The following is a 26,645-nucleotide window of genomic DNA, read 5'->3' as shown; positions in this document are numbered from 1 at the left end:
CGTTGATGTGCCTGAAGTATGCCACCGGGTCCGGCCTGCGCCAGACCCGGCGGGCGGATACCTGATCGTCAGGCGCCCGCGGGGCGCATCACCTCGTCGAAGCTCAGGTCGAGGTTGGTGGTATTGGCGTGCTCCGCCACCCACTCGGCCACCTGGTCTTCCATCACGCGGTTCTGCAGCCCTGACATCAACTGGGGGTCGCCGTTGTAGAGTTCAATGACCTTTTCCGGCTCCTCGTAGGTCGAGGCGATCGCGGCGAGCTGCTCGGCCACGCGCTTGCGGTCGATCTTCAGCTCCTGCTTGCGGGCGATCTCGCCCATCAGCAGGCCGGCGATCACGCGCTTGCGCGCCATCGGCAGCGCGGCCTCGACCAGCTGCGGCGGCGCCTGCTGGCCACGCGGCACGCTGCCCGCGGCCATCGCCTGCGCCTCGGACTGCACCATCAGCTTCGGCACGTCCAGCGCGAGGTGTGCGTCGGCCAGCTTCTCGGCCACCTCGGACTTCAGCCGGCCCATCAGCGCGGCCTTCAGCTCGCGCTCGAGATTGGCACGGACTTCCTTGCGGAAATGCTCCAGGTCGCCGTCGGCGATGCCGAAGAGCTTGGCGAACTCCGCGTCGACTTCCGGCAGCTTCGGCTCCTGCACCTTGACGATCTTGAAGCTCACCTTGGCGCTCTTGCCGGCCAGGCTCTCGTTGCGGAAGTCCGCCGGGAACTCGATGTCGGCCTCGTAGCTGTCGTCGGCCTTGCGACCGGTCAGCGCTTCGTCCAGCGCCTTGAACAGGTTGCCCGAACCCAGCACGCTGCCCGCACGCTCCAGGCCCTCGGCCGGGAAGCGGTAGTCGCCAGCCTGCGCGGCATACTCGAACATCACGAAGTCGCCTTCGGCCGAGGCGCGCTCGACCAGCTCGAAGCTGCGGCGCTGCTGGCGCAGCGTTTCCAGCATCTTCTCCACATCGGCGTCGGCCACCTCGGCCTGCGGACGCTTGATCTCCAGCGTGGCGACATCGACTTCGGGGAACTCGGGCATCACCTCGAACGTGGCGGTGTAGGCGATCTCGCCATTCTCCGGCTTGCCGGTGGTGTCGATCGCGGGGTTCGCGACCGGCTGCAGCTTCTCCTGCGTCACCGCCTCGCGCAGCGTGCTGCCGATCAGGTCGGACAACACTTCGCCGCGCACCTGCTCGCCGAAACGCTGCTTGATGACGGCTACCGGCACCTTGCCCGGACGAAAACCCTTCAGGCGTACCGTGCGCCCCAGCTCCGCGATGCGCGCGCTCACCTGCGTCTCGTAACGCTCGGCGGGAAACTTCACCGTGAGCTTGCGCTCGAGCGTGCCGATGTTCTCAACCGAAACCTGCATGTCGTCTCCTGGAACCTGATTGTTGTGGCACCCGGCGGGCGCCTTGGCGGCAACCGTTAAGGCGCCGGAAAACCATCGTGGCGTGGTGCGAAAGGCGGGACTCGAACCCGCAAGACCTCACGGTCGCCAGAACCTAAATCTGGTGCGTCTACCAGTTCCGCCACTTTCGCCTTGCCCAGCCCGGCCGCCGAGGCAGCCACGGCGCACGCGCCACATCTGCCCCGCCGCAGCCTAAGTCGATGATTACCCAGCGCTAAAGCGGTTCATTGTACGGGCGCGCCAAGCCGCAGCACAAGCATGCGGCGCACATCGGCCCGGCTTTGCGCGGCCCAAAAACGAAGCGCCGACCGCAAGGGTCGGCGCTTGGCAAATTGGTGGGCCGTGTAGGATTCGAACCTACGACCAATTGATTAAGAGTCAACTGCTCTACCAACTGAGCTAACGGCCCTGAAACTTCAATTTGGGGTGAGCGATGGGATTCGAACCCACGACAACCGGAATCACAATCCGGGACTCTAACCAGCTGAGCTACGCCCACCATGAAACACTTAACTGGTGCGCCCGACAGGACTCGAACCTGCAACCGTCGGCTTAGAAGGCCGATGCTCTATCCGGTTGAGCTACAGGCGCGGACGCCGACGGCAGAACACGCAACTGGTCGGGGCAGAGGGATTCGAACCCCCGACTTTTGCGTCCCAAACGCAACGCTCTACCAGACTGAGCTATACCCCGAACGAGCCCGCGACAGCCTTCATCAACGGAGCCTTGGAATGCTACGGGCGACCATGCCAACCGTCAATCCGCAAGCATCGCTCAGGGCACCTTGCCCACCGTCCACGGCATCGGCACATCGCCTGTTCCGCGGAAGCAAGACGAAGCGCGAACACCACGCCTTGCAGTACAAAATGGCGCGCCCGGAGAGATTCGAACTCCCGACCACCTAGTTCGTAGCCAGGTACTCTATCCAACTGAGCTACGGGCGCGCACTGAACTTGCCACTCCGTCGACCGGTTTCCCGAACCGCCGAAGCGAGGAGCGGAATTATTCAGGGTCGTGCCGCGAAGGTCAACACCTTTCGTGAATATTTTTTCACATGCGTTACCGGCACCCTGCCCTCGCCGCACTTCGTCACGCGAAGGCCCCGTCGAGCTCGGCGACCGATGGCGCGATTCCGGCGATGCGCAAACGACGAAGGGAGCGGACGTCGCCGCTCCCTTCGCATGATCCGCCGCTCTCGATCGTATGGACGTCCAGACGTCCGATTCAGGCATCCAGGCCGGAGCGGTTCTGGGTCGCCGGATCGCCCACCTTGCCCAGCGTGGGATCTCCGCCCTTCGGCGGGGGCGGGGGCGGCGTGGAGCCGCCGCTGGTGTTGCGGTTCCAGTCGGCGGGCGGACCCGGCTGGCGGCCGGCCATGATGTCGTCGATCTGGTGCGCGTCGATCGTCTCGTACTGCAGCAGCGCCTCGGCCATCGCGTGCAGCTTGTCGAGGTTGTCGGTCAGCAGCTGCGTGCTGCGGGCGTAGGCGCGATCGAGGATGCCGCGCACCACCTCGTCGATCTTGCTCGCGGTCTCGTTGGAGATGCTCTTGTGCTGGGTCACCGAGCGACCCAGGAACACCTCATCTTCGTCCTCGCCGTAGGTTATCGGGCCGAGTTCGTCGGAGAGACCCCACTTGGTGGCCATGTTGCGCGCCATCTTGGTGGCCCGCTCGATGTCGTTCGATGCGCCGGTGGTGACCTTGTCGGTGCCGAAGATCAGCTCCTCGGCCACACGGCCGCCGTACAGCGAGCACAGCTGCGACTCGATCGCCACCTTGTTCATGCTGTACTTGTCGCCTTCCGGCAGGTACATGGTGACGCCCAGTGCACGGCCGCGCGGGATGATGGTGACCTTGTAGACCGGGTCGTGCTCGGGCACCAGGCGGCCCACGATGGCATGGCCGGCCTCGTGGAAGGCGGTGAGCTTCTTCTCGTCCTCGCTCATCGCCATCGAGCGACGCTCGGTGCCCATCAGGATCTTGTCGCGCGCCTTGTCCAGGTGGACCATGCGCACCTCGCGTGCGTTCTCGCGCGCGGCGTACAGCGCGGCCTCGTTGACCAGGTTGGCGAGGTCGGCGCCGGAGAAGCCCGGCGTGCCGCGCGCGATGGTCATCGCGTCGACGTCGCTGGCGGTCGGCACCTTGCGCATGTGCACCTTGAGGATCTGCTCGCGGCCGCGCACGTCGGGCAGGCCCACCACCACCTGGCGATCGAAGCGACCCGGACGCAGCAACGCGGGATCGAGCACGTCGGGGCGGTTCGTCGCGGCGATCACGATGATGCCTTCCGAGCCCTCGAAACCGTCCATCTCGACCAGCAACTGGTTCAGCGTCTGCTCGCGCTCGTCATGACCGCCGCCGAGGCCGGCGCCGCGATGGCGGCCGACCGCGTCGATCTCGTCGATGAAGATGATGCAGGGCGCATGCTTCTTGGCCTGCTCGAACATGTCGCGCACGCGACTGGCGCCGACGCCGACGAACATCTCCACGAAGTCCGAGCCGGAGATCGCGAAGAACGGCACCTTGGCCTCGCCCGCGATGGCCTTGGCCAGCAGGGTCTTGCCGGTACCGGGTGGGCCCACCATCAGCACGCCGCGCGGGATCTTGCCGCCCAGCTTCTGGAACTTGGACGGATCGCGCAGGAACTCGACCAGCTCGCCGACCTCCTCCTTGGCCTCGTCGCAACCGGCCACGTCGCTGAAGTTGACCTTGATCTGGTCCTCGCCCTGCAATTTGGCGCGCGAACGGCCAAAGCTCATCGCACCGCGCCCGCCGCCGCCGGACTGCATTTGGCGCATGAACCAGATGAACACGCCCACGATCAGCAGCACCGGCAGCCAGCTCACCAGCAGGCCCAGCAGCGAGAAGCCCTCGGCCGGGTCCTGGCGCACTTCCACGCCCTTGTCCTGCATCTGCTTCACCACCTGGTTGGTGGAGAAGCCCAGCATCGGCGCCACCGTGCGATAGCTCGAACCGTCCTTCAGCTTGCCGCTGATGGCGGGTGGCGAGTCGGCGCTGATCACCGCGCTGGAGACGTTGCCGTTGGCCACGCTCTGCACGAAGCTCGAGTAGGCCATGTTCGACGACCCGGCACCGTGCGGGTTGAAGCTCTGGAACACGGTGAACAGCACCACCGCGATGATGACCCAGAGCAACACGTTTTTCGCTGTTTCGTTCATGCGCGGTTCCCGCCCGGTTGCACGGCGACGGCCTTGCGGCCGGTCGCCAGTGCGTACACCTCGCGCGAACGTGCGCGCGAGGCCTTTGGTTTACGCATCGTCACGCGCGAGAAGTCCGCGCGCAAGCTGCGAATGTAATCGTCGAAGCCAGCGCCCTGGAACAGCTTGATCAGGAACGCGCCGCCCGGTTTCAGCCACTGCCGGGAAAAATCCAGCGCAAGCTCGGCCAGGTCCATCGCACGGATCTGGTCGGCCAGCGCCACACCACTCATATTGGGGGCCATGTCGGACAGTACAAGATCGACCGGCTGCCCGGCCAGCCGCGCCTCCAGCGCCCGCAGCACGCTTTCCTCGCGGAAGTCGCCTTCGAGGAAGTCCACCCCGGCGATGCCCTGCATCGGCAGGATGTCCAGCGCGAACACCTTGCCGTGCTCGCCCAGCCGCTGGCGCACCAGTTGCGACCAGCCGCCGGGCGCCGCGCCCAGATCCACCACGGTCATGCCGGGTTTCAGCAGGCGGTCGCGGTCGATCAGCTCCTCCAGCTTGTAGACCGCGCGCGAGCGCACGCCCTCGGCCTGCGCCTTCTTCACGTAGACGTCGCTGAAATGTTCGCGCAGCCAGCCGGCGCTGCTCTTGCTGCGGCTCATGGGACAGCATCACTGCAGGGGAATCGGGGCGCATGATACCCTTTGCCGCTCACTCCCCGCGAATCGAAGCCGCCGCATGGCCCTCTCCCCCTCGCAGATCCGTTACCTGCGCAGCCTTTCCCATGGCCTGAACCCCGTCGTCCTGCTCGGCAACAAGGGCGCCAGCGAGGCCGTGGCCAAGGAGCTCGGCCAGGCGCTGGAGATCCACGAGCTGGTCAAGGTGAAGCTCTCCGGCGGCGACAAGGAGGAGCGGCAGGCCCAGCTCGACGCCTTGCTGGCCGGCACCGGCGCCGAGACGGTGCAGCAGATCGGCCACGTCGCCGTGCTGTTCCGCCGCAACGCCGATGAACCGAAGATCGCCCTGCCACGCTGATCGCTGATGGACCTTTCGCTCGATCGCCCGGAGGGTTACCTGTTCGTGCGCCGGGTCGGCGAACGCGCCATCACCCTGATCGACCGCGAGCTCGGCGACAGCTTCCTGCTTGCGCCCGACCGTGTGGTCGAGCATTGGCCGGTGCATGAGGCCGGCGCGCTCGATGCCGCGCACGTCGACGCCCTGCTCACCCTGCAGCCGGAACTGGTCTTGCTGGGTACCGGCGCGCGCCAGGCGTTTCCCGCCGCCGCCTTCATGGCCGGCTTCCTGCGCAAGGGTATTGGCGTGGAAGTGATGGACAACGCCGCCGCCGCGCGCACCTACAACCTGCTGGCCGGCGAGGGGCGGCGCGTGGTGGCTGCGTTCATGCTGCCGGCCTGACATCGGGAAGCTTCAAGCGTCGCGCCACAATCAACCCAATAGCCGTTCTTGATGGCCAGGAAAGTGCTCCTGCACTTTCCTGGCTCGCTGAGCCGGAAACGCCCGGCTCAGCTCCGTCAGGCAATCACTTCGTGATTGCCTGACGAGCGCCCCATCCCTGGGGCGCTACTTCGCCGGCAGGTAGTTCAATGGATCGACCGGATTGCCGTCCTTGCGGATCTGGAAGCCCAGCTCGACGCGCGAGGCGCCGCTGGAACCCATCTCGGCGATCTGCTGGCCGGCGCTGACGCGCTGGCCTTCCTTCACCAGTCGCTTGCTGTTGTGCCCGTAGGCCGACAGCAGGCTGTCGTTGTGCTTGATGATGACCAGTTCGCCGTAGCCAACCAGGCCGTTGCCGCTGTACACCACCACGCCATCGGCCGCAGCGCGCACCGGATCGCCCGCCTTGCCGGCGATCTCGATGCCCGGCACCGCGTCGCCGGGCGTGAAACGCTTGATGATCTGGCCGTCGGCCGGCCAGTGCCAGCTCACGCCGCCCGCCGCGCGCGAACCGCCGCTCGCCACCGCCGGGGCCGGCGGCGGCACGGCCGCCTTCGGCTCTCCCGCCACCGGCACTTCGGTGCTCACGGCCGTGGCCGGCGCGGCTGCGACGGTCGGCGCATGCACGGCCCGGGCGGTAGCCGGCCCGGTCGCCGTCGACACATGGGGGCTCGCCGGCGGCGCCGAAGCCGGTGCCGGCACGCTCTCGAACACGGGAACCGACGGAGCCGCGGCTGCGGGCGTCGGCCTCGCCTTTTCCGTCGTGGCCACGGCTGCGTGCGGGCTTGGCGCGCCGCCCGGCGGAGGCGACAGGCGCAAATGCTGGCCAGGCCAGATCGTGTAGGGCGCGGCGATGTCGTTCCATTTCGCCAGGTCGCGGAAATCCACGCCCTTGCGGAAGGCGATCGAATACAAGGTGTCGCCCTTCGCCACCGCGTAGCTGCCGCCGGGTACCGGCGTGTGCGCCACGACCGGGACGGCACGACGGCCGCCTTGGCCCGTGGCCGGCTCCACCACCACGGTGCTGCAGGCGGACAACGCCAGCAAGGCGACGGCGAGCAGCCACGGGGCGAGGTGTCGATTCATGCGCGCCAGCATAGCGAGGCCCCCCTGTTTTTTCATGCGACGCGCGGCGTGCCCGCGAGGCTCAATGCCGCCAGATCCACCACGCCAGCAGCAGGCCCAGCAGCACCAGCACGATCCAGCCGATCCACTCGATGTACTTGTGCAGCAAGTGTTCGGCGCGCTCGCCGAACAGCCAGATCAGCAGCGCGAGCAGCCACACGCGCTTGCCGCGCCCCAGCGCCACGCAGCCGAGGAAGGGCAGCACCGGCACGCCCACGATGCCCGAGGCCCAGGTCACGAACTTCATCGGCACCACTGGCTGCAGCGCGGCGAGGATCAGCACGCCGTAAAGCCCCCAGCGATGCTCCGCCATCTGCGTACGCAGACTAGCCACGCCTTGGTCGATCGGCGCCAGCAGGTGCAGCGTGTCCAGCAGCGGCTTCAGCGCCGCGAACGCCCAGTGCCCCAGCGCGTAACCGACCAGCGAGCCCAGCAGCGAGAACGCGAGGCTGAGGTTGGCGTAGAAGAACGCCCGATGCCGCTTGCCCAGCATCATCGGCGCCAGCATCACCTCCGGCATGATCGGGAAGATGAAGGCTTCGAAGAAGCTGAGCGCGCACAGGTAGCGGATCGCGTGCGGATGGCGTGCCCACACCAGGGCGCGGGCATAGAGCTTGCCGAACAGGCGCATTAACGGGTTTCCTTGGCGTTGCGCATCAGCCGATGCCGCCCAAAAGCGGCACGAAGCTGACTGCGCCGAGTTCTTCCTGGGCGAAGTCGCCCTGCCCGTCGCCGCGCAGGCGGATCAGCACCTGGCTGCTGGGCGAGCCCACCGGGGCCACCAGCACGCCGGCGGGGCTGAGCTGTTCGAGGATGCGGCTGGGGATGGTGTCACCGGCGGCGGTGAGGATGATCGCGTCGAACGGCGCCTCGTCAGCCCAGCCCAGTTTGCCGTCGTCGTAGCGCGAGCGGATGTTGGCGAGGCCCAACTGGCGGAAGCGGCGGCGCGCCTGGCGCAGCAGTTCCTCGATGCGCTCCACCGTGTAGACCTGCTCCACCAGCGCGGCCAGTACCACCGCCTGGTAGCCGGAGCCGGTGCCGATCTCCAGCACCCGGCCGGGCTTTTCCTTGCGCGCGTCGAAGTGTTCGAGCAGCGCCTCGGTCATCCGCGCCACCACCCAGGGTTGCGAGATGGTCTGACCGTGGCCGATCGGCAACGCGGTGTTCTCGTAGGCGCGCGAGTGCAGCGCCTGGTCGATGAAATGGTGGCGCGGCAAGTTGCGGATCACGTCGATCACCCGCGGGTCGCGGATGCCGCCCTCGCGCAGCTGGGTGGCGAGGCGGTCGCGGGCGCGCTGCGAGGTCATGCCCTCGCCTTTCAGTGCCGCGGGAGGCAGCGTATGCATGTTCATCGCTCAGGCCACCTTGTGGTCGGGAGCGGCCATGTCGTCGCTGAGCGCCTGCATCCAGCTGCTGACCTTCTCCAGCGCCTGGAAGCGGGTGAGGTCGACGTGGATCGGCGTCACCGAGACGTAGCCGCGCCGCACCGCGTCGAAGTCCGTGCCCGGACCGGCGTCGTCCACCTCGCCCGCGGGGCCGATCCACCACACCGGACGGCCGCGTGGATCGGTCTGCGCGATGCATGGCGCCGCGCGATGGCGACGACCCAGCCGGGTGACCTCGAAACCGCGGATCTCCGCCCACGGCCGATCCGGCACGTTGACGTTGAGGATGGTGTCGGCCGGCAGCGGATCGACCAGCAGGCGGCGCATCAGCAGCAGCACCGCATTCGCCGCCGCGTCGTAATGGATGCCGCGATGATCGTGGCTGACCAGCGACACGGCGATCGCCGGCAGGCCGAGGAAGCGCCCTTCCATCGCCGCCGACACCGTACCGGAATAGATCACGTCGTCGCCGAGGTTGGCCGAGTTGTTGATGCCCGACACCACGATGTCGGGCTCCTCCGCCAGCAGGCCGGACAGCGCCAGGTGCACGCAATCGGTCGGCGTGCCGGCCACGCGGTAGCGGCCATCCTCCATGTGCAGCACGCGCAGCGGCGCGTCCAGGGTCAGCGAATTGCTGGCGCCGGAGCGGTCGCGGTCGGGCGCCACCACCGTCACCTCGCCCACTTCGCCGAGACGCTCGGCAAGCACGTGGATGCCTTTCGCATCCACGCCATCGTCGTTGCTGACAAGAACTCGCATGCTGATCCGTGTTGAGTCGACCGCGGCGCATCGCCATTCGTGGCATGCGCACCCTGCAACTGCCCGAGTTTACCGGAGCGCACCCGCCGTTTCACGGCTGGCCACCGCGACTTGCTAGCATCGCTGCATGAAGCGCCGGCCGCCCACCGTGATCAGCGAAGATGACGCCCGCCTGTTCCGCGAAGCGATCGGCGAGATACGTCGCATCGATCCGGTCGCCGCGCCACCGCCGGTGCCGAAACCCGAGCCGTTGCCGCGCATGCTCGAAGCCGATGAGGCGGCGGTGCCGGGCGAGTTGCTGGAGATGGCGTTCGACCCGGCCACACTCGAAGTGGGCGAGGAACTGGCTTACCTGCGCGAGGGTTACCCGCCGAAGCTGCTGCGCGAGCTGAAGCGCGGCCAGTTCAGCGTGCAGGACGAGCTCGACCTGCACCAGATGAATGCCGCCGCCGCCCAAGCCTCCATCGCGACCTTCCTCGCCGAGGCACGCCAGCACGGACTGCGCTGCGTGCGCATCATCCACGGCAAGGGGCTGCGTTCGAAGGCTGCGGGCCCGGTGCTGAAGGCGCTCACCGACCGCCTGCTGCGCCGGCGCGACGACGTGATCGCGTTTGCTTCGGCACGGCCGGCGCAAGGCGGCACCGGGGCCGTGGTCGTGCTCCTCAGGAATCTCCGGTAGGAACTTACCCTGTGCGCCTACAACGTTGAGGCCACTTCCCGCGCCACCACCGTCGCATACGCCCCTGCCGGCAGCTCGAACGACAGCTCCAGCGCATCGTCGGCCAGCCATCGCCAGCGCAGGTCTTTCGGCAGCAGGCGCAACGGCCGGCGCTCCTGGTCCATGCGCGCGGCGGCAACGCCTTCGGCGAGATCGGCGTGAGCGGCAGCGACTTCCCGTTCCAGCGCGCCCGCTTCGCCCGTGCTGGGCGGTTCGCCCTGCCCCCACAGCGGGCCCGAGGGATGAATGTCGCCGCTGGCAAGCCGCTGGGCCAGCACATCGCCGTACGGCTCGGGCCCGAACCACGAACGCGAACCGGCCAGCGACCAGATTTCGCCATCCAGCGGCGCATCCCATGTGCCGCGCTCGACGCGGGCGGCGAGCACGCTGTTGAAGATCTGCGAGCGGGCAGCGGAAAGCAGGAAACCGCGCTTGTCGCGATCCACCCGGCGTCCCGCGAACATCGCCCGTGCCTGTTCCAGGTTGCCGCCTTCGCGGCCGAAACGCTGCTCGCCGAAGTAGTTCGGCACGCCGCGCGCGGCGATCGCGGCCAGCACCTGTTCGGCGCGTTCGCGCTCGCCCCGCGCCGCGCGCAGCACCAGCACGAAGCGGTTGCCGCGCAACGCGCCGCGCTTGAGCTTGCGGCCGTGGCGCGTGGCAGCCAGCACCTTCACTTCCGCATGCGGAAACACGGACCAGTCCAGGTCGGGCTTGCCCGCCAGTTGCACCGAGAATGCCTGCCGGGTCACCGCGTGGCGATCCTTGAGGCCCGCGTAGCCCACCGCCAACGGCGGCACGCCGGCGAACTTCGCCAGTTCGCGCGCCACCCAGTCGGTGTTCGCGCCGCGCTTTTCCACCCACAGCAGCGCGTGCTCGCCGCTGCCGTCGGCGTCGTAGCCCAAGATTTCCTCAACGAGGAAATCTTCATGAGTAAGGCGAAGACGCGCCACCAAAGGCGGGGTAGCGCCATGGGCGAAAGGGAGTTCGGATGCAGACATGCTTCAGCGGCGCTCCAGCAACACGCAGGCCTGGGCCGCGATGCCTTCGCCACGGCCGGCAAAACCCAGCTTTTCGGTGGTGGTGGCCTTGACGCTGACGCGGCCGAGTTCGCATTCGAGGTCGGCGGCGAGGTTTTCGCGCATGGCCTGCGCGTGCGGGCCGATCTTGGGCGATTCGCAGATCACGGTGACGTCGGCGTTGCCCAGCGCGTAGCCATGTTGCGCCATCAGCAGGGCCGCGTGGCGCAGGAACCGCCTGCTGTCGGCATCGCGCCAACGCTCGTCGGAGGGCGGGAAGTGCCTGCCGATGTCACCCAGCGCCAGTGCACCGAAGATCGCGTCGCACAGGGCGTGGATCACCACATCGCCGTCGGAGTGCGCGACGAGGCCGCGGACGTGGGGAATGCGCACGCCGCCCAGGGTGACGTGGTCGCCCGTGCCGAAGGCGTGCACGTCGAAGCCGTTGCCGATGCGGAAAGTCATGCGGTTCTCGCCAGCAGGAATTCGGCCAGCGCGAGGTCCGCCGCCGTGGTCACCTTGATGTTGTCCTCGGCGCCTTCGACCAGCAATGGCCGGAAGCCGGCCAGTTCCATCGCCATCGCCTCGTCGCTGACCGGCCGGCCTTCGAGCGCCACCGCGCGCAATGCCGCGGTGAGCTCGCCGCGGCGGAACATCTGCGGCGTGAAGGCGCGCCAGCGCTGTTCGCGCGGCTCGGTGGCGAGGCTGCGCCCGCCTTCCCCCGCGCGCTTCAGCGTGTCGCGCAACGGTGCACCGAGCAGGCCGCCATCCGCCTGCGCGGCCTGTTCGATCAGGCGCGCGATGTCGGCTTCGCGCACGCAGGGGCGCGCGGCGTCGTGCACCAGCACGAAGTCGGCCTCGCCCACCTCGGGCGGCAGGGCATGCAGGCCGGCCAGCACCGAATCGCTGCGCTCGGCGCCGCCGATCGCGGTGCACACCGGCTTGCCGCGCAGAGTCGTGCTGCCGGACCAGCGCTCATCCTTCGCGCCCAGCACCACCATCAGGCCGGCGATGCGCGGGTGCGCGGCCAGCCGCTCCAGCGTGTGCGCGATCAGTGGCCGACCAGCCAGCGGCAGGTATTGCTTGGGGCAGTCCGCGCCCATTCGCGTGCCGCGACCGGCGGCTGGCACCACGCACCACAAGGCCGTGGTCATTTGACGACGCCACCGGCAGCGCCGCCGGGCCGGGCCGGCGGCGGCAACGGCAGCGTGCTGCTGGCGCCCGCGGGCTGGTTGTCGACCTGGTAGAACGTCTCGCCGGGTTTGATGAGGCCCAGTTCGGTGCGCGCGCGTGCCTCGATCGCCTGGTCGCCGTGCTTGAGGTCCGACACGTCGGCGGCCAGCGCCTGGTTGCGCTGCTGCAGGCGGGTGTTCTCGTCGGTCTGCTTCTTGATGGCCACGCGCAGGGCGTCCACCTCGTGCACGCCGCCGTGCGCGGACCACAGCTTCAGCTGCAGTCCGATCAGCAGCAGGACCAGGACCAGGGCGATCCAGCGCAGCATGGGCCAGGCGCGCCGGATCAGCCGGGCAGATGGTCGAGGCTCACGAACGCCCCGCGCCCGGCATAGCGCGCCGCCGAGCCCAGCGCTTCCTCGATGCGCAGCAACTGGTTGTACTTCGCCACGCGGTCGGTGCGGCACAGCGAGCCGGTCTTGATCTGGGTGGCGGCGGTGGCGACGGCGATGTCGGCGATGGTGGTGTCCTCGGTCTCGCCCGAGCGGTGCGAGACGATCGCCGCGTACTTCGCCGCGTCGGCCATCGCGATGGCCTCCAGCGTCTCGGACAGCGTGCCGATCTGGTTGACCTTGATCAGGATGGCGTTGGCGATGTGCTTGTCGATGCCTTCCTTGAAGATGCCCGGGTTGGTGACGAACAAGTCGTCGCCCACCAGCTGCACCTGCTTGCCGATCTTGTCGGTGAGCAGCTTCCAGCCGTCCCAGTCGCCTTCGGCCATGCCGTCCTCGATGGTGACGATGGGGTACTGCTTCGCCCAGCCGGCCAGCACGTCCACCCATTCGTGCTGGGTGTAGACCTTGCCCTCGCCTTCCAGGTCGTACTTGCCGTCCTTGAAGAACTCCGAGCTGGCCACGTCCAGGCCCAGCAGGATCTCGCTGCCCACCTTGTAGCCGGCCTTGTTCACCGCTTCGAGGATGGTGTCCAGCGCCTCGACGTTGGAACGCAGGTTCGGCGCGAAGCCGCCCTCGTCGCCCACCGCGGTGTTGAGGCCCTTGCCCTTCAGCACGCTCTTCAGCGCGTGGAAGATCTCCGCACCGGCGCGCAGCGCCTCGGCGAAGCTGGATGCGCCCACCGGCAGCACCATGAATTCCTGCACGTCGACGTTGTTGTCGGCGTGCGCACCGCCGTTGATGATGTTCATCATCGGCACCGGCAGCGCGCCGGGCTGGCCGGTGGTGCCGTTGATCGTCGCGAGGTACTGCCACAGCGGCAGCTTGCGCTGCGCCGCCACCGCGTGCGCGGCGGCCATCGACACGCCGAGCAGCGCGTTGGCGCCCAGCTTGCCCTTGTTCGGCGTGCCGTCGAGCTGGATCAGCTTGGCGTCGAGTCCACCCTGGTTGGCCGCATCGAAGCCTTTCAGTGCACTGGCGATCGCGCCGTTGACGTTGCCCACCGCATGCTTCACGCCCTTGCCGAGGTAGCGCGCCTTGTCGCCATCACGCAGCTCCACCGCCTCGCGCGTGCCGGTGCTGGCACCACTGGGCACTGCGGCTCGACCGAAGCCGCCGCCGGCGAGAGTCACCTCCGCTTCCAGCGTGGGATTGCCGCGCGAGTCGAGGATTTCACGGGCGTGGATGCGGGTGATGTCAGTGCTCATGCGGTTCCAATCCAGAGGTGGCGATTCAGGGTCGATCCGGGGCGGGCCCCGGCGTTACAAGGTGTTTTCGAGGAAGCCGTGGCGCTTGGTCACGGCATCCAGTTCCAGCAGGGTTTCCAGCAGCGCTTCCATCTTGTCCAGCGGCCAGGCGTTCGGGCCGTCGGAGAGCGCCTTGCTCGGATCGGGGTGCGTCTCGGCGAACAGTCCGGCCACGCCTGCGGCCACCGCCGCGCGCGCCAGCACCGGCACGAACTCGCGCTGGCCGCCGGAGCTGGTGCCCTGCCCGCCCGGCAATTGCACCGAATGGGTGGCGTCGAACACCACCGGGCAACCCGTGTCGCGCATCGCGCTCAGCGAGCGCATGTCGGAAACGAGGTTGTTGTAGCCGAAGCTGGCACCGCGCTCGCAGACCAGGATGTCGTCGTTGCCCACGGCCTTGGCCTTGGCCACGACGTTCTTCATATCCCAGGGCGCGAGGAACTGGCCCTTCTTGATGTTCACTGGCTTGCCGGCACGGGCCACGGCCTGGATGAAATCGGTCTGCCGGCACAGGAAGGCCGGCGTCTGCAGCACGTCCACCACCGCGGCGACCTCGCCGAACGGGGTGTATTCGTGCACGTCGGTGAGCACTGGCACACCGATCTGGCGCTTCACCTCGCCGAGGATGCGCAGCCCCTCCTCCATGCCCGGGCCGCGGAAGCTGGTGCCGGAAGAACGGTTGGCCTTGTCGAAGCTGGACTTGAAGATGAAGTTCACGCCGAGCCTGGCGGTGATCTCCTTCAACGTGCCCGCGGTATCCAGTTGCAGCTGCTCGGACTCGACCACGCAAGGACCGGCGATCAGGAACAACGGCTGGTCCAAACCGACTTCGAAACCGCACAACTTCATGCCACGTGCTCCCTGGCCAGCTTCTCGCCCTCGCGCACGGCCTTGAACTCGCGCGCAGCGCGCACGAAGCCGATGAACAGCGGGTGGCCGTCGCGTGGCGTGGAGGTGAATTCCGGATGCGCCTGGCAGCCGAGGAACCATGGGTGCTTCTGCTGCGGCAGCTCGACGATCTCCACCAGCAGGTCGTCCATCGACTTGCCGGAGATCACCAGGCCGAGATCCTCGAAGCTCTGGCGATAGCGGTTGTTGAATTCGTAGCGGTGACGGTGGCGCTCGCGCACCACGTCCTGGCCGTACATCTCGCGCGCCAGCGTGCCGGCCTTGAGCCGGCATTCCTGCGCACCCAGGCGCATGGTGCCGCCCAGGTCCGAGCGATCGCTGCGCTGCTCCACCTCGCCGCTGGCGGTGGTCCATTCGGTGATCAGCGCGATCACCGGATTGGCGGTGTTGCGCTCGTTCTCGCTGGAGTCGGCGTCGGCGAGCCCGGCCACGTGGCGGGCGAAATCCACCACCGCCGCATGCATGCCGTAGCAGATGCCGAAGTACGGCACGCCGTGCTCGCGCGCGTATTTCGCCGCCAGCACCTTGCCCTCGAAGCCGCGCTTGCCGAAGCCGCCGGGCACCAGGATCGCGTCCATGCCGCCGAGCACCTGGGCCGCACCTTCGGCCTCGACCTGCTCGGAGTCGATCCACTGCAGGTTGACGCGCGTCTGCTGCTTGATGCCGCCGTGGCGCAGCGCCTCGCCCAGCGACTTGTAGGCGTCCTTGTGCTCCACATACTTGCCGACGATGGCCACGTTGACCTCGCCCTTCGGGTGCACCACGGCGTCCACCGTGCGCTGCCAGCCGGACAGGTCGGCCGGCTTGGCATCCAGCCCCAGCTTCTTCACCACGATCTCGTCCAGCCCCTGGCTGTGCAGCCACAGCGGCATCTTGTAGATCACGTCCACGTCGACCGCGCTGATCACCGCGTTCTCCGGCACGTTGGTGAACAGCGCGATCTTGCGCCGCTCGCCCTCGGGCAGCGGCTGTTCGCAGCGGCACAGCAGCACGTCCGGCTGGATGCCGATCGAACGCAGCTCCTTCACCGAATGCTGGGTCGGCTTGGTCTTGATCTCGCCGGCGGCCTTGATGTACGGCACCAGGGTCAGGTGCATGAACAGGCACTTCTCCGGGCCGTGCTCGATGCGCAACTGGCGGATCGCCTCCAGGAACGGCAGCGACTCGATGTCGCCCACCGTGCCGCCGATCTCCACCAGCGCCACGTCGAAGCCGCGCGTCGCCTCGTGGATGCAGTGCTTGATCTCGTCGGTGATGTGCGGGATCACCTGCACGGTGGCACCGAGGTAATCGCCGCGGCGCTCCTTGCGGATCACCGACTCGTAGATCTTGCCGGTGGTGATGGAGTTCTTGCCGGTGAGCCGGGTATGGACGAAGCGCTCGTAGTGGCCGAGGTCGAGGTCGGTCTCGGCGCCGTCGTCGGTGACATAGACCTCGCCATGCTGGAACGGGCTCATGGTGCCCGGATCCACGTTGATGTAGGGATCGAGCTTCATCATGGTGACCGAGAGGCCACGCGCTTCCAGGATGGAGGCCAGCGACGCCGCGGCGATGCCCTTGCCAAGCGAGGACACCACACCGCCAGTGACGAAAATCAGGGGGGTCATGGAAAGCAGCCGTGCTGGAAATACGCATTCTAGCGGCAGACGGCCCCTGCCGCGAGATCCCGCGGCGGGCGGATTCATCCGGAATTGCGGTTGCGGAGTGTTGCCTGGTGCATTCGCGAGTTTCAAAGCGGTTTCGAGCGCCCTCCGGCGCCCGAGTCACTTTTCTCTGCGTGGCCAGAGAAAAGTGACCAAATAGAGAGGCCACCCCGGTTGGCGCTTGCCGGGCGTCCTGCCCGGCAAGTCCGTGAGGCGGGGCCGGGCTTTTCGAGCGGGCTCCTGCCCGCGCGAAAAGGCGTTGCCGTTCATGGCAACGCCCGCTGTGCGGCCTGATCGTCCCCGCCTCACCGCCGCCCAGGGGCCCCACAAGAGCAGGCGCGCATCGTGCGCGCCAGAAGCCGAAGCCAGAGCGCCGCAAGCTCGCGGCCTTTGCTTTTGCCGTTGCTTCTGCGCGCTGGGAGCGCGCTGCTCTACCCGGGGCCCCTATGGCGCGGCGGGTGGGCGAAGGAAAGCCCTCAGGGTGGCCGGCATGGATGCCGGCCAGTTTTTCGCCGGGACAGGAGTCCCGTCGAAAAACCCCGTAGCCCGCCCGCGCACCCGGAAGGCAGGATGCCTGGAGGGCGCGCCATCGGGGGGCCGTTTCTCTTTGGCTACTTTCTCTTTGGGCAAGCAAAGAGAAAGTAGCTCGGCCGCCGACAGGCGGACGAAACCGCTTTGAGGCTTGCCGCAGGCAGCACAAGCCAAACAAAACCGGCGGCCCCTCACGAGGCCGCCGGCAACGATCAACAGAAGTGCAAAGCTCAGCCGTGCGACATCCCCGGCATCATGTAGACATTCATGTTGTGCAGCACCCACAACGAGCCGATCACCACAATGGCGATGAACAGCAACGCGCATGCGGCCACCATCAGGTTCTCGCGCTGCTCCGGCGCGATGCCCATGTGTAGGAAGAAGCCGAGCTGCACCAGCACCTGGGCCACGCAGAACACCATCAGGCCCGGCACGATCAGGTGGTGCGGCGCCACCCCGGTCATCACGCAGCCGAAGGACAGCAGCGTGAGCACCAGCGACAGCCCGAAGCCGACCAGGTAGGACGACAGCGTCCCGTGCTTGCCGCCGTGGGCGGCCTGTTCATGAGCGTGCGACATCACAGCACCCCGTGCAGATAGACAAAAGTGAACACGCAGATCCAGATCACGTCGAGGAAATGCCAGAACAGGCTGAGGCAGGACAGCCGACGCTTGACCACGGCGTCCAGGCCGTGACGGCGCACCATGTCCAGCATGACCACGATCCAGATCAGGCCGCAGGTGACGTGCAGGCCGTGCGTGCCGACCAGGGTGAAATAGGCCGACAGGAACGCGCTGCGGTCCGGGCCCGCGCCTTCGTGGATCAGGGCCGCGAACTCGTGGATTTCCATGCCCACGAAGGCTGCGCCGAACAGGAAGGTGATCGCCAGCCAGACGAGCACCTTGTTGCGGCGGCCGGCGTGCATGTTCAGCATCGCCATGCCGAAGGTGAAGCTGCTGACCAACAGCAGCATGGTCTCGCCCAGCACGTACTTGAGATCGAAGATCTCCTTGCCGGTGGGGCCGCCTGCGTAGGCATGGGCCATCACGGCGAAGGTGGCGAACAGGCCCGAGAAGATCAGGCAGTCGCTCATCAGGTAGATCCAGAACCCCAGCAGGGTCTTGGAGCCGTCGTCGTGGTGCTCGTGGTGGCCGGCCACGTCGTGGCCGGCGGTGATGACGGAGGTATTCATTAGGCCACCTTCTGCTCGGCGGGAGCGGCGCCCACCTGGTCAATCAGCTTGGACAGCGGCACCAGCCGCTCGCGCTCGATCTTCTCGACCTCGGCGCCGGGCACGTAGTAGTCGACGTCACGGTCGTAGGAGCGCGCGATGAACGCACCGATCATGCCGGCCAGGCCCAGGATCGCCAGCCACCAGATGTGCCAGATCAGCCCGAAGCCCAGCAGCGTGGCGAAGCCACCCATCACCACGCCCACGCCGGTGTTGCGCGGCATGTGGATGTCGGCGTAGTGGGCATGGCGCGGGTAGGCGCGCTTGTGCTCCTTGTCCGCCCAGAACTGGTCGAGTTCGCTCACCTCGGGCAGCACCGCGAAGTTGTAGAACGGCGCCGGCGAGCTGGTCGCCCACTCCAGCGTGCGGCCACCCCAGGGGTCGCCGGTGAGGTCGCGGTTGCTGTCGCGGTTGCGGATGCTCACCGCAATCTGCAGCACGGTGAAGCCGATGCCCGCCATGATGATCGCGGCGCCGATGAAGGCCACCACGAAGTACGGCTGCCAGGCCGGGTTGTCGTAGTGCTGCATGCGGCGGGTGGCGCCCATGAAGCCGAGCGCGTACAGCGGGAAGAAGGCCACGTAGAAGCCCACCAGCCAGCACCAGAACGACCACTTGCCCCAGCGCTCCTCCAGCTTGAAGCCGAACGCCTTCGGGAACCAGAAGTTCAGCGCCGCCAGGCAGCCGAACACCACGCCGCCGATGATCATGTTGTGGAAGTGCGCGATCAGGAACAGGCTGTTGTGCAGCACGAAGTCCGCACCCGGCACCGCCAGCAGCACGCCGGTCATGCCGCCGATCACGAAGGTCACCATGAAGCCGATCGTCCACAGCACCGGCACGGTGAAGCGGATGCGGCCGCGGTACATGGTGAACAGCCAGTTGAACACCTTCACGCCGGTGGGGATCGAGATCACCATCGTGGCGATGCCGAAGAACGCGTTGACGTTCGCGCCCGAGCCCATGGTGAAGAAGTGGTGCAGCCACACCAGGAAGGACAGCACGCCGATCGCCACCGTGGCCCACACCATCGACTTGTAGCCGAACAGCGGCTTGCCGGAGAACGTGGAGATGATCTCGGAGAACACGCCGAAGCACGGCACCATCAGGATGTAGACCTCGGGGTGGCCCCAGATCCAGATCAGGTTCACGTACATCATGGCGTTGCCGCCGAGGTCGTTCGTGAAGAAGTGCATGCCCAGGTAACGGTCGGCGCCGAGCAGGGCCAGCGTCACGGTGAGGATCGGGAACGCCGCCACGATCAGCACGTTGGTGACCAGTGCGGTCCAGCTGAACACCGGCATCTTCATCAGCGTCATGCCAGGGGTGCGCATGCGCAGGATCGTGACGATGAAGTTGATGCCGGACAGCGTGGTGCCCAGGCCCGACAACTGCAGCGCCCAGATGTAGTAGTCCACGCCCACGCCCGGACTGAACTGCAGCTCCGACAGCGGCGGATAGGCCAGCCAGCCGGTGGTGGAGAACTCGCCGATGAACAGCGACAGCATGATCAGCACCACGCCTGAGGCGGTGAGCCAGAAGCTCAGCGAGTTCAGGAACGGATAGGCCACGTCGCGCGCGCCGATCTGCAGCGGCACGATCAGGTTCATCAGGCCCACGATGAACGGCATCGCCATGAAGAAGATCATGATCGTGCCGTGGGCGCTGAAGATCTGGTCGAAGTGATGCGGCGGCAGGTAGCCCTGGTCGCCGGCAGCGGCCAGCGCCTGCTGGCCGCGCATCATGATCGCGTCGGCGAAGCCCCGCAGCAGCATCACCAGCGCCAGGATGACGTACATGATGCCGATCTTCTTGTGGTCCACCGTGGTGAACCACTCGTTCCACAGGTAACCCCACTTGCGGAAATAGGTAATGCTGCCGAGCAGGGCCGCGCCGCCGATGGCCACCATCAGCAGGGTGATCATCACGATCGGCTGGTCGAACGGTATCGACGAGAGGGAAAGCTTTCCGAACATGACTTACTCCGCAGCCTTGGCGTGATCGTTGTGCGAGGCGGCGACGGCGACGCCGTCATGCGCCGGCTCGCCGTGCATCGGCATGCCCGGCATCGGCTGCCCTGCGGCGGGCTTGCCGCCCATGTCCTTGTGCAGGATGTCCTCGAACAGGCCGGGCGCAACCGTCGCGTAATACGACACCGGCACCTTCTCGCTGGGTTGCTCCAGCACCTGGTAAGTCGGCAGGTCGAGCGTGGCCGCGCTGGCCTTCGCCTTGGCCAGCCAGTCCTGGAAGCCCTGCTCCGAGGTGGCGATCGCCTTGAAGCGCATGTCGGAGAAGCCGGCACCGCTGTAGTTGGAGGACAGGCCGTCGTAGCTGCCCGCCTCGCGCGCGATCAGGTGCAGCTTGGTCTGCATGCCGTTCATCGCGTAGATCTGGCTGCCCAGCTGCGGGATGAAGAATGCATTCATCACCGTGGCCGAGGTGATCTTGAAGTTCACCGGCGTGTCCACCGGGAACGCGATCTGGTTGACGCTGGCCACGCCGTATTCCGGGTAGATGAACAGCCACTTCCAGTCCATCGCCACCGCCTCGATGGTCACCGGCTTCACGTCGGATACCAGCGGCTTGTACGGATCGAGCTGGTGCGTGCTGCGCCAGGTGATCACGGCGAGGATCGCGATGATGACGCAGGGAATGCCCCACATCGCCGCCTCGATCTTCGTCGAGTGCGACCACTTCGGTGCATAGGTTGCCTTGGTGTTGGAGGCGCGGTAGCGCCACGCGAACCACAGGGTCAGCACGATCACCGGGATCACCACCACGGACATCAGCCCGAGCGCGATCAGGATCAGGTTCTTCTCATGCATGCCCACGTCGCCTTTCGGCGAGAGGACTTCCATGTTGCAGCCGGCGAGGAACACGGCCATACCTGCGCACGACCAGCGCAAGGCGGAAACGACGCTACGTTTGCTCACGAACGACTCTTTGGACGGCTAAGAAGGGGATGCCGTGGGGATGCGGCGCGCGCATCGTAGTAAGTGGCAACACGAAATGACAGCCTGCCGAGACACAATGCCGCAGCCGAAACTTGCTGCGCGATGATCTTGCTCGTTGCGCGCCACGTGCCGCTGTGGCAGGCATCGCACGGCATGCGTGCCTGTTACCATCCGCGCATGAGCACCCCCATCCCCGCCCGGATCGCCGCACTGCGCGCGGCCATGCAGCAGCACGGCGTCGCCGCCGCGATCGTTCCCAGTGCCGACCCGCATCTTTCCGAGTACCTGCCCGAGCGCTGGCAGGCGCGCGCCTGGCTTTCGGGCTTCACCGGCTCGGCCGGCACCTTGATCGTGAGCCGCGAGCACGCCGGCCTGTGGACCGACTCGCGCTACTTCGCCCAGGCCGAGCAGCAGCTCGCCGGCAGCGGCATCGCGCTGATGAAGCTGCGCGTGCCGCACACGCCCGAGCATCTCGACTGGCTGGCCGCACAGCTGCACCGTGACGAGGTGCTGGCGGTGGCCGGCGACAGCGTGTCGCTGGCCGGCCTGCGCGCGATGGAAGGCAGGCTGGGCGAACACGGCGTGCGCGTGCGCAGCGACCTCGACCTGCCCGGCGCGGTCTGGCACGACCGCCCCGCCCTGCCCCATGCGCGTATCGTCGAACACCCGATCGCCTGGGCCTGCACGCCGCGCGCGGACAAGCTCGCGCGCCTGCGCCACGCGCTGCGCAAGCAAGGCGCCACGCATCACCTGCTCTCCAGCCTCGACGACATCGCCTGGCTGACGAATCTGCGCGGCAGCGATGTGGAGTGCAACCCGGTCTTCCTCGCCCACCTGCTGGTGGCGGTCGACGGCAAGGCCACCTTGTTCGCCGAGCGCGGCAAGTTCGACGACGCGCTGGTCGCCCGGCTCGCCGCCGATGGCATCGTGATCGCACCCTATGCCGGCGTCGCCGACGCGCTGGCCGAACTGGGCAAGGACGACGCCTTGATGTTCGAGCCCGGCCGCGTGGTCTGCGCGGTCAGCAACGCGATCCCCGCCGGGGTGCAACGCATCGAGGCCGCCAACCCCAGCACCGCGTTCAAGGCGGTGAAGAATCCCGCCGAACTGGATCGCGTGCGTGAGGTGATGCGCCGCGACGGCGCGGCGCTGGCAGGCGCGTTCCGCGAGATCGAGCACCAACTCGCCGACGGCAAGCCGCTCACCGAGCTGGACGTGCATCGCCTGGTGCACGCCGCGCGCGCCGCGCAGCCCGAATTCGTGGGCGAGAGCTTCGCCACCATCGCCGGCTACCAGGCCAACGGCGCGCTGCCGCACTACCGCGCCACGCCCGAATCGCACAGCACGCTGCAGGCGAAGGGCCTGCTGCTGATCGACTCCGGCGGCCAGTACCTGGGCGGCACCACCGACATCACCCGCGTGCTGGCGCTGGGCGAGACCACCGCCGAGCAGCGCCGCGACGCGACGCTGGTGCTCAAGGGCATGATCGCGCTCAGCCGCGCGCGCTTCCCGAAGGGTGCCAGCGGCCCGCAGCTCGACGCGCTGGCGCGCGCGCCGCTGTGGGCGGCCTGCTGCGACTACGGCCACGGCACCGGCCACGGCGTGGGTTACTTCCTCAATGTGCACGAGGGCCCGCAGTCGATTCGTCCGCCGGTGAGCGGCGGCGCGCTGGTGGCGCTGGAGCCGGGCATGATCTCCTCGATCGAGCCGGGTCTGTACAAGCCCGGCCGCCACGGCATCCGCCACGAGAACCTCGCCGTGGTGGTCGAGGCCGACCGCACCGAGTTCGGCGACTTCCTCGCCTTCGAAACGCTCACCCTGTGCCCGTTCGACCGCCGCGCGCTGGAACCCGGCCTGCTCGGCCCTGACGAACGCGCCTGGCTGGACGACTACCACGCCACCGTGCGCGCCGCGCTGTCGCCTTTGCTGGAAGGCGCCGACCTCGCCTGGCTGGAACGCCATTGCGCGCCCTTGTGATGTTCACGCAACCTGTCGCGTAGGAGCGCACCCTGTGCGCGAATGCTTTTGTTCCGATCGGCACCAAGGCATTCGCGCACAGGGTGCGCTCCTGCGCGGCAAGCCTTGACCTGCCCGCACGCGCCGACCATCCTCCCTCGCCTATCCCGCCAGATCTCCACGCATGAGCAGTCGCTACAACGCCGCCGACATCGAAGTCCTCTCCGGCCTGGACCCGGTCAAGCGCCGGCCCGGCATGTACACCGACACCACCCGCCCCAACCACATGGCGCAGGAGGTGGTCGACAACTCGGTGGACGAGGCGCTGGCCGGCCATGCGAAGGCGATCGAGGTGGTGCTGCACGCGGACGGCTCGGTCGAGGTGACCGACGACGGCCGCGGCATGCCGGTGGACATCCACCCCGAGGAAGGCATCCCGGGCGTGGAGCTGATCCTCACCCGCCTGCATGCAGGCGGCAAGTTCAGCGGCAAGAACTACAACTTCTCCGGCGGCCTGCACGGTGTGGGCGTGTCGGTGGTCAATGCGCTGTCCACCCGCGTCGAGGTGACGATCCGCCGCGACGGCAACGAATACCGCATGGCCTTCGAGCACGGCGACCGCGTCAGCGAGCTGGAAGTCGTCGGCACGGTGCCGAAGAAGAAGACCGGCACCACCGTGCGCTTCTGGGCCGATCCGAAATACTTCGACTCGCCGAAGATCTCGCTGTCGAAACTCAAGCACCTGCTGCGTGCGAAGGCCGTGCTTTGCGCCGGCCTCAGCGTGAAGCTGCTCGACGAGGCCAGCGGCGAAACCAGCGAGTGGTACTACGAGGACGGCCTGCGCGACTACCTGCGCGGCGAACTGGACGGCGGCGAAGTGCTTCCCGCGGAGCTGTTCGTGCACCACGTGGCGCGCGACACCGAGGGCATGGACGTGGCGCTGGCCTGGTTGCCGGAAGGCGAGCTGGTGCAGGAGAGCTACGTCAACCTGATTCCCACCGCGCAGGGCGGCACCCACGTCAACGGCCTGCGCTCGGGCCTCACCAATGCGATCCGCGAGTTCTGCGACATCAGGAATCTCTTGCCGCGCGGCGTGAAGCTGGCGCCGGAAGACGTGTGGGAGCGGCTCGCCTTCGTGCTCAGCGCCAAGCTGCTCGACCCACAGTTCGCCGGCCAGACCAAGGAGCGGCTGTCCTCGCGCCAGGCCGCGGGCATGGTGGAGAACGTGATCCACGACGCCTTCAGCCTGTGGCTGAACCAGAACGTGGACACCGGCGAACGCATCGCCCAACTCGCGATCGAGCGCGCCAGCGCGCGGCTGAAAGCCGCCAAGCAGGTCGTGCGCAAGAAGATCGTCCAGGGCCCGCAACTGCCCGGCAAGCTGGCCGACTGCACCTCCACCGACTTGTCGCGCACCGAACTGTTCCTGGTCGAGGGCGACTCCGCCGGTGGCAGCGCCAAGCAGGCGCGCGACAAGGAATTCCAGGCGATCCTGCCGCTGCGCGGCAAGATCCTCAACACCTGGGAGGTGGAGTCGACTTCCGTGCTCGCCTCCGAGGAAGTGCACAACCTCGCCGTGGCGATCGGCTGCGATCCCGGCAAGGACGACCTCGCCGGCCTGCGCTACGGCAAGGTCATCATCCTCGCCGACGCCGACTCCGACGGCCTGCACATCGCCACCCTGCTCTCCGCGCTGTTCCTCAAGCACTTCCCGCACCTGGTCAGCGAGGGCCACGTGTTCGTGGCGATGCCGCCGCTGTTCCGCGTCGACGTGGGCAAGCAGGTGTTCTATTGCCTCGACGAAAACGAGAAACAAGCGATGCTGCAGAAGATCGAGCGCGAGAAAATGAAGGGCGCCGTCAGCGTCACCCGCTTCAAGGGCCTGGGCGAGATGAACCCGCCACAGCTGCGCGAATCCACCATCCATCCCGATACCCGTCGCCTGGTCCAGCTCACCGTGGACGGCGACGACGGCACCGCCAAGCTGATGGACCTGCTGCTCGCCAAGAAGCGCGCCGGCGACCGCAAGGCGTGGCTGGAAGAGAAAGGCGACCTCGCCACGCTGGAAGTGTGACCGCACTACTCCCCTCTCCCACGCGCGGGAGAGAGGCCGGGGGAGAGAGCGAACCTTGCGAAAGGCGTACCCTCTCCCCCAACCCCTCTTCCTCGCTCCTCAGAGCAGGGTCATCCATGACCCTTCCTCGCGTCCGCAAGCGGGAGAGGGTAGTCAAACACCGCGAGGCACCACGCATGGCACTGACACCGCCTTTCGACCTCAAGCGCTGGATCGATGAGCACCGCCACCTGCTGAAGCCGCCGGTGGGCAACAAGTGCATCGTCGACGGCGACTTCATCGTGATGATCGTGGGCGGCCCCAACGCGCGCACCGACTACCACTGGGACGAGGGCCCGGAGTTCTTCTACCAGCTCGAAGGCGAGATGGTGCTGAAGGTGCAGGATGAGGGCCTGGCGCGCGACCTGCCGATCCGTGCCGGCGAAATGTTCTACCTGCCGCCGCGCGTGCCACACTCGCCGCAACGCATGGCCGACTCGATCGGCCTGGTGATCGAGCGTCGCCGCCTGCCGCACGAGAAGGACGGCCTGCTGTGGTTCTGCGAGCGCTGCAACCACAAGCTGTACGAGGAGTACTTCATCCTCGACAGCATCGAGCGCGATTTCCCGCCGGTGTTCGAGCGCTTCTACCGCTCACGCGAGGCGCGCACCTGCCAGGGCTGCGGCCACCTCAATCCGGCGCCGGAACGTTACGCGTAGGAGCGCACCCTGTGCGCGATTGGCTTTTCGCCAAAGGCGATTCGCGCACAGGGTGCGCTCCTACAGCTGGCGTGCCAGCCACTTGCGCGCCATGCGCCGCAGCGATGCATCGGCCTGGGGATCCGCAGCGATCCCGCGCACCGGCATCCAAGCCATCGCCAGCGACTCCGCGTTGATCGTAAACTCCTCGTCGCCGGTGGCGCGCACCACGTGGCGCACGTCGTAATGCCAGTGCTCGGCTTCCTCGCCGCGGGCCGGACGTGGTTCGCCTGGAGCGAACCCGGACGGCGCAGCCGGCCCGCCAGGGCTGACCACAGGGATGTGGGCAGCAATGCGATGGGCGTCGAGGTCGAAGATCGCCGGCTCGACTACCAACTGGCCCAGGCCTGACTCCTCCTCCGCCTCGCGCAGCGCAACGCGCGCGAGGTTGGCGTCGCCGTCGGCATGACCGCCGAGCTGCAGCCAGCGCCGCAGCTTGCGGTGATGGGTGAGCAGCACGCGCTCGCCGTCCGCGCTCACCAGCCACGCCGAACCGGTGAAATGCCCGGCGGCATGGTGGCGCTCGAACACGGACGCATCCGAGGCGAGGAATTGTTCGAAGTCGGCGACGACATCGCCCTCGTCGGGATGGCGCGCGAGGTAGTCGTCCAGGGCAACGGCGAGGCGCGGGAAATAGGCTGGCATGACTTGTGGCAGGGGACGTGGAAAACTGCATGCATTCTAGCTGCATCGCGTCTTGTACCCCTCCGGACGCT

At 67.4% G+C, this 26,645-nt stretch carries 25 protein-coding genes and 6 tRNA genes; 6 read left to right on the top strand and 25 right to left on the bottom strand.

Translation table 11 applies throughout. The annotated features are described in order from the left end of the window. Window positions 1-68 precede the first annotated feature (68 nt). The 9 genes from tig to rlmE all read right to left on the bottom strand — a co-directional run bounded on the left by tig (window position 69) and on the right by rlmE (window position 5,227). Complete coding sequence (tig, locus tag AB7878_RS16625) at window positions 69-1,361, bottom strand: trigger factor (protein ID WP_369495428.1); 1,293 nt, start codon at window positions 1,359-1,361, stop codon at window positions 69-71. 83 nt (window positions 1,362-1,444) lie between these two features. Continuing rightward, window positions 1,445-1,531: transfer RNA gene (locus AB7878_RS16620), tRNA-Leu, on the bottom strand. Window positions 1,532-1,733: 202 nt separating this feature from the next. Further along, window positions 1,734-1,809: transfer RNA gene (locus AB7878_RS16615), tRNA-Lys, on the bottom strand. A gap of 13 nt (window positions 1,810-1,822) precedes the next feature. Next, window positions 1,823-1,899 (bottom strand) — tRNA-His (locus AB7878_RS16610). Window positions 1,900-1,914: 15 nt separating this feature from the next. Beyond that, window positions 1,915-1,991 (bottom strand) — tRNA-Arg (locus AB7878_RS16605). 25 nt (window positions 1,992-2,016) lie between these two features. After that, window positions 2,017-2,093: transfer RNA gene (locus AB7878_RS16600), tRNA-Pro, on the bottom strand. Between the two features lie 174 nt (window positions 2,094-2,267). Further along, a tRNA-Arg gene (locus AB7878_RS16595) sits at window positions 2,268-2,344 on the bottom strand. A 280-nt stretch (window positions 2,345-2,624) separates the two neighbouring features. Further along, the gene (gene ftsH, locus AB7878_RS16590; protein ID WP_369495427.1) at window positions 2,625-4,580 is read right to left on the bottom strand and encodes an ATP-dependent zinc metalloprotease FtsH; all 1,956 of its coding nucleotides are present in this window, start codon (window positions 4,578-4,580) and stop codon (window positions 2,625-2,627) included. After that, window positions 4,577-5,227: a 23S rRNA (uridine(2552)-2'-O)-methyltransferase RlmE gene (gene rlmE / locus AB7878_RS16585; protein WP_369495426.1), complete on the bottom strand. Its 651-nt coding sequence runs from the start codon at window positions 5,225-5,227 to the stop codon at window positions 4,577-4,579. The genes ftsH and rlmE overlap by 4 nt, the downstream gene beginning before the upstream one ends. Window positions 5,228-5,303: 76 nt before the next feature. Between rlmE and yhbY the strand changes: the two genes are divergently transcribed. Further along, window positions 5,304-5,600 (top strand): ribosome assembly RNA-binding protein YhbY, encoded by a 297-nt coding sequence (gene yhbY / locus AB7878_RS16580; protein ID WP_369495425.1) that lies wholly within the window; start codon window positions 5,304-5,306, stop codon window positions 5,598-5,600. A gap of 6 nt (window positions 5,601-5,606) precedes the next feature. Then, window positions 5,607-5,981 carry an Mth938-like domain-containing protein gene (locus tag AB7878_RS16575; protein ID WP_369495424.1) on the top strand — a complete coding sequence of 125 codons (375 nt, stop codon included), beginning with the start codon at window positions 5,607-5,609 and terminating at the stop codon, window positions 5,979-5,981. 165 nt (window positions 5,982-6,146) lie between these two features. Here the strand turns inward: AB7878_RS16575 and AB7878_RS16570 are convergent, their stop codons facing one another. Genes AB7878_RS16570 through surE form a run of 4 tightly spaced genes read right to left on the bottom strand, consistent with a single transcriptional unit; the run spans window position 6,147 to window position 9,289 of the window. Further along, window positions 6,147-7,118, bottom strand: coding sequence for a peptidoglycan DD-metalloendopeptidase family protein (locus AB7878_RS16570; protein WP_439653830.1), 972 nt, complete (start codon window positions 7,116-7,118; stop codon window positions 6,147-6,149). A 49-nt stretch (window positions 7,119-7,167) separates the two neighbouring features. Further along, window positions 7,168-7,776 carry a YqaA family protein gene (locus tag AB7878_RS16565; protein WP_369495422.1) on the bottom strand — a complete coding sequence of 203 codons (609 nt, stop codon included), beginning with the start codon at window positions 7,774-7,776 and terminating at the stop codon, window positions 7,168-7,170. A gap of 25 nt (window positions 7,777-7,801) precedes the next feature. Further along, the gene (locus AB7878_RS16560) at window positions 7,802-8,497 is read right to left on the bottom strand and encodes a protein-L-isoaspartate(D-aspartate) O-methyltransferase (RefSeq protein ID WP_369495421.1); all 696 of its coding nucleotides are present in this window, start codon (window positions 8,495-8,497) and stop codon (window positions 7,802-7,804) included. A 3-nt stretch (window positions 8,498-8,500) separates the two neighbouring features. After that, entirely contained in the window at window positions 8,501-9,289 is a 789-nt protein-coding gene (surE, locus tag AB7878_RS16555) for a 5'/3'-nucleotidase SurE (RefSeq protein WP_369495420.1), read from the bottom strand. 127 nt (window positions 9,290-9,416) lie between these two features. Between surE and AB7878_RS16550 the strand changes: the two genes are divergently transcribed. Next, complete coding sequence (locus tag AB7878_RS16550) at window positions 9,417-9,968, top strand: Smr/MutS family protein (protein WP_369495419.1); 552 nt, start codon at window positions 9,417-9,419, stop codon at window positions 9,966-9,968. Window positions 9,969-9,985: 17 nt separating this feature from the next. Here the strand turns inward: AB7878_RS16550 and truD are convergent, their stop codons facing one another. The 11 genes from truD to cyoA all read right to left on the bottom strand — a co-directional run bounded on the left by truD (window position 9,986) and on the right by cyoA (window position 21,093). Next, window positions 9,986-11,005 (bottom strand): tRNA pseudouridine(13) synthase TruD, encoded by a 1,020-nt coding sequence (gene truD / locus AB7878_RS16545; protein WP_369495418.1) that lies wholly within the window; start codon window positions 11,003-11,005, stop codon window positions 9,986-9,988. Window positions 11,006-11,008: 3 nt separating this feature from the next. Beyond that, window positions 11,009-11,488: a 2-C-methyl-D-erythritol 2,4-cyclodiphosphate synthase gene (ispF, locus tag AB7878_RS16540; protein ID WP_369495417.1), complete on the bottom strand. Its 480-nt coding sequence runs from the start codon at window positions 11,486-11,488 to the stop codon at window positions 11,009-11,011. After that, a complete protein-coding gene (ispD, locus tag AB7878_RS16535; RefSeq protein ID WP_369495416.1) occupies window positions 11,485-12,177 on the bottom strand; it encodes a 2-C-methyl-D-erythritol 4-phosphate cytidylyltransferase in 693 nt (230 codons plus the stop codon). The genes ispF and ispD overlap by 4 nt, the downstream gene beginning before the upstream one ends. Then, complete coding sequence (gene ftsB / locus AB7878_RS16530) at window positions 12,174-12,524, bottom strand: cell division protein FtsB (RefSeq protein WP_369495415.1); 351 nt, start codon at window positions 12,522-12,524, stop codon at window positions 12,174-12,176. The genes ispD and ftsB overlap by 4 nt, the downstream gene beginning before the upstream one ends. Window positions 12,525-12,541: 17 nt before the next feature. Then, window positions 12,542-13,855, bottom strand: a complete 1,314-nt coding sequence (gene eno, locus AB7878_RS16525; RefSeq protein WP_369495414.1) for a phosphopyruvate hydratase — start codon at window positions 13,853-13,855, stop codon at window positions 12,542-12,544. A 54-nt stretch (window positions 13,856-13,909) separates the two neighbouring features. Continuing rightward, entirely contained in the window at window positions 13,910-14,743 is an 834-nt protein-coding gene (gene kdsA, locus AB7878_RS16520) for a 3-deoxy-8-phosphooctulonate synthase (RefSeq protein ID WP_369495413.1), read from the bottom strand. Further along, window positions 14,740-16,410, bottom strand: coding sequence for a CTP synthase (pyrG, locus tag AB7878_RS16515; RefSeq protein ID WP_369495412.1), 1,671 nt, complete (start codon window positions 16,408-16,410; stop codon window positions 14,740-14,742). The genes kdsA and pyrG overlap by 4 nt, the downstream gene beginning before the upstream one ends. A gap of 797 nt (window positions 16,411-17,207) precedes the next feature. Then, complete coding sequence (gene cyoD / locus AB7878_RS16510) at window positions 17,208-17,555, bottom strand: cytochrome o ubiquinol oxidase subunit IV (RefSeq protein WP_369495411.1); 348 nt, start codon at window positions 17,553-17,555, stop codon at window positions 17,208-17,210. Then, window positions 17,555-18,169, bottom strand: a complete 615-nt coding sequence (gene cyoC, locus AB7878_RS16505) for a cytochrome o ubiquinol oxidase subunit III (protein ID WP_369495410.1) — start codon at window positions 18,167-18,169, stop codon at window positions 17,555-17,557. The genes cyoD and cyoC overlap by 1 nt, the downstream gene beginning before the upstream one ends. Then, entirely contained in the window at window positions 18,169-20,184 is a 2,016-nt protein-coding gene (gene cyoB, locus AB7878_RS16500) for a cytochrome o ubiquinol oxidase subunit I (protein WP_369495409.1), read from the bottom strand. The genes cyoC and cyoB overlap by 1 nt, the downstream gene beginning before the upstream one ends. Before the next feature lie 3 nt (window positions 20,185-20,187). Then, window positions 20,188-21,093, bottom strand: coding sequence for a ubiquinol oxidase subunit II (gene cyoA, locus AB7878_RS16495; protein ID WP_369495791.1), 906 nt, complete (start codon window positions 21,091-21,093; stop codon window positions 20,188-20,190). 246 nt (window positions 21,094-21,339) lie between these two features. Here cyoA and AB7878_RS16490 point away from each other — a divergent pair, with 246 nt between their 5' ends. The 3 genes from AB7878_RS16490 to AB7878_RS16480 all read left to right on the top strand — a co-directional run bounded on the left by AB7878_RS16490 (window position 21,340) and on the right by AB7878_RS16480 (window position 25,890). Beyond that, a complete protein-coding gene (locus AB7878_RS16490) occupies window positions 21,340-23,139 on the top strand; it encodes an aminopeptidase P family protein (RefSeq protein ID WP_369495408.1) in 1,800 nt (599 codons plus the stop codon). Between the two features lie 163 nt (window positions 23,140-23,302). Further along, on the top strand, window positions 23,303-25,192 hold the full coding sequence (gene parE, locus AB7878_RS16485; protein ID WP_369495407.1) for a DNA topoisomerase IV subunit B: 1,890 nt from the start codon (window positions 23,303-23,305) through the stop codon (window positions 25,190-25,192). 176 nt (window positions 25,193-25,368) lie between these two features. Next, complete coding sequence (locus AB7878_RS16480) at window positions 25,369-25,890, top strand: 3-hydroxyanthranilate 3,4-dioxygenase (protein ID WP_369495406.1); 522 nt, start codon at window positions 25,369-25,371, stop codon at window positions 25,888-25,890. A gap of 60 nt (window positions 25,891-25,950) precedes the next feature. Here AB7878_RS16480 and AB7878_RS16475 read toward each other — a convergent pair whose 3' ends face one another. Then, on the bottom strand, window positions 25,951-26,574 hold the full coding sequence (locus AB7878_RS16475; protein WP_369495405.1) for an NUDIX hydrolase: 624 nt from the start codon (window positions 26,572-26,574) through the stop codon (window positions 25,951-25,953). Between the last annotated feature and the right edge of the window lie 71 nt (window positions 26,575-26,645).

The organism is Rhodanobacter humi (assembly GCF_041107455.1).
GTDB lineage: Bacteria > Pseudomonadota > Gammaproteobacteria > Xanthomonadales > Rhodanobacteraceae > Rhodanobacter_A.
This window is presented reverse-complemented; position numbering and strand designations above follow the sequence as displayed.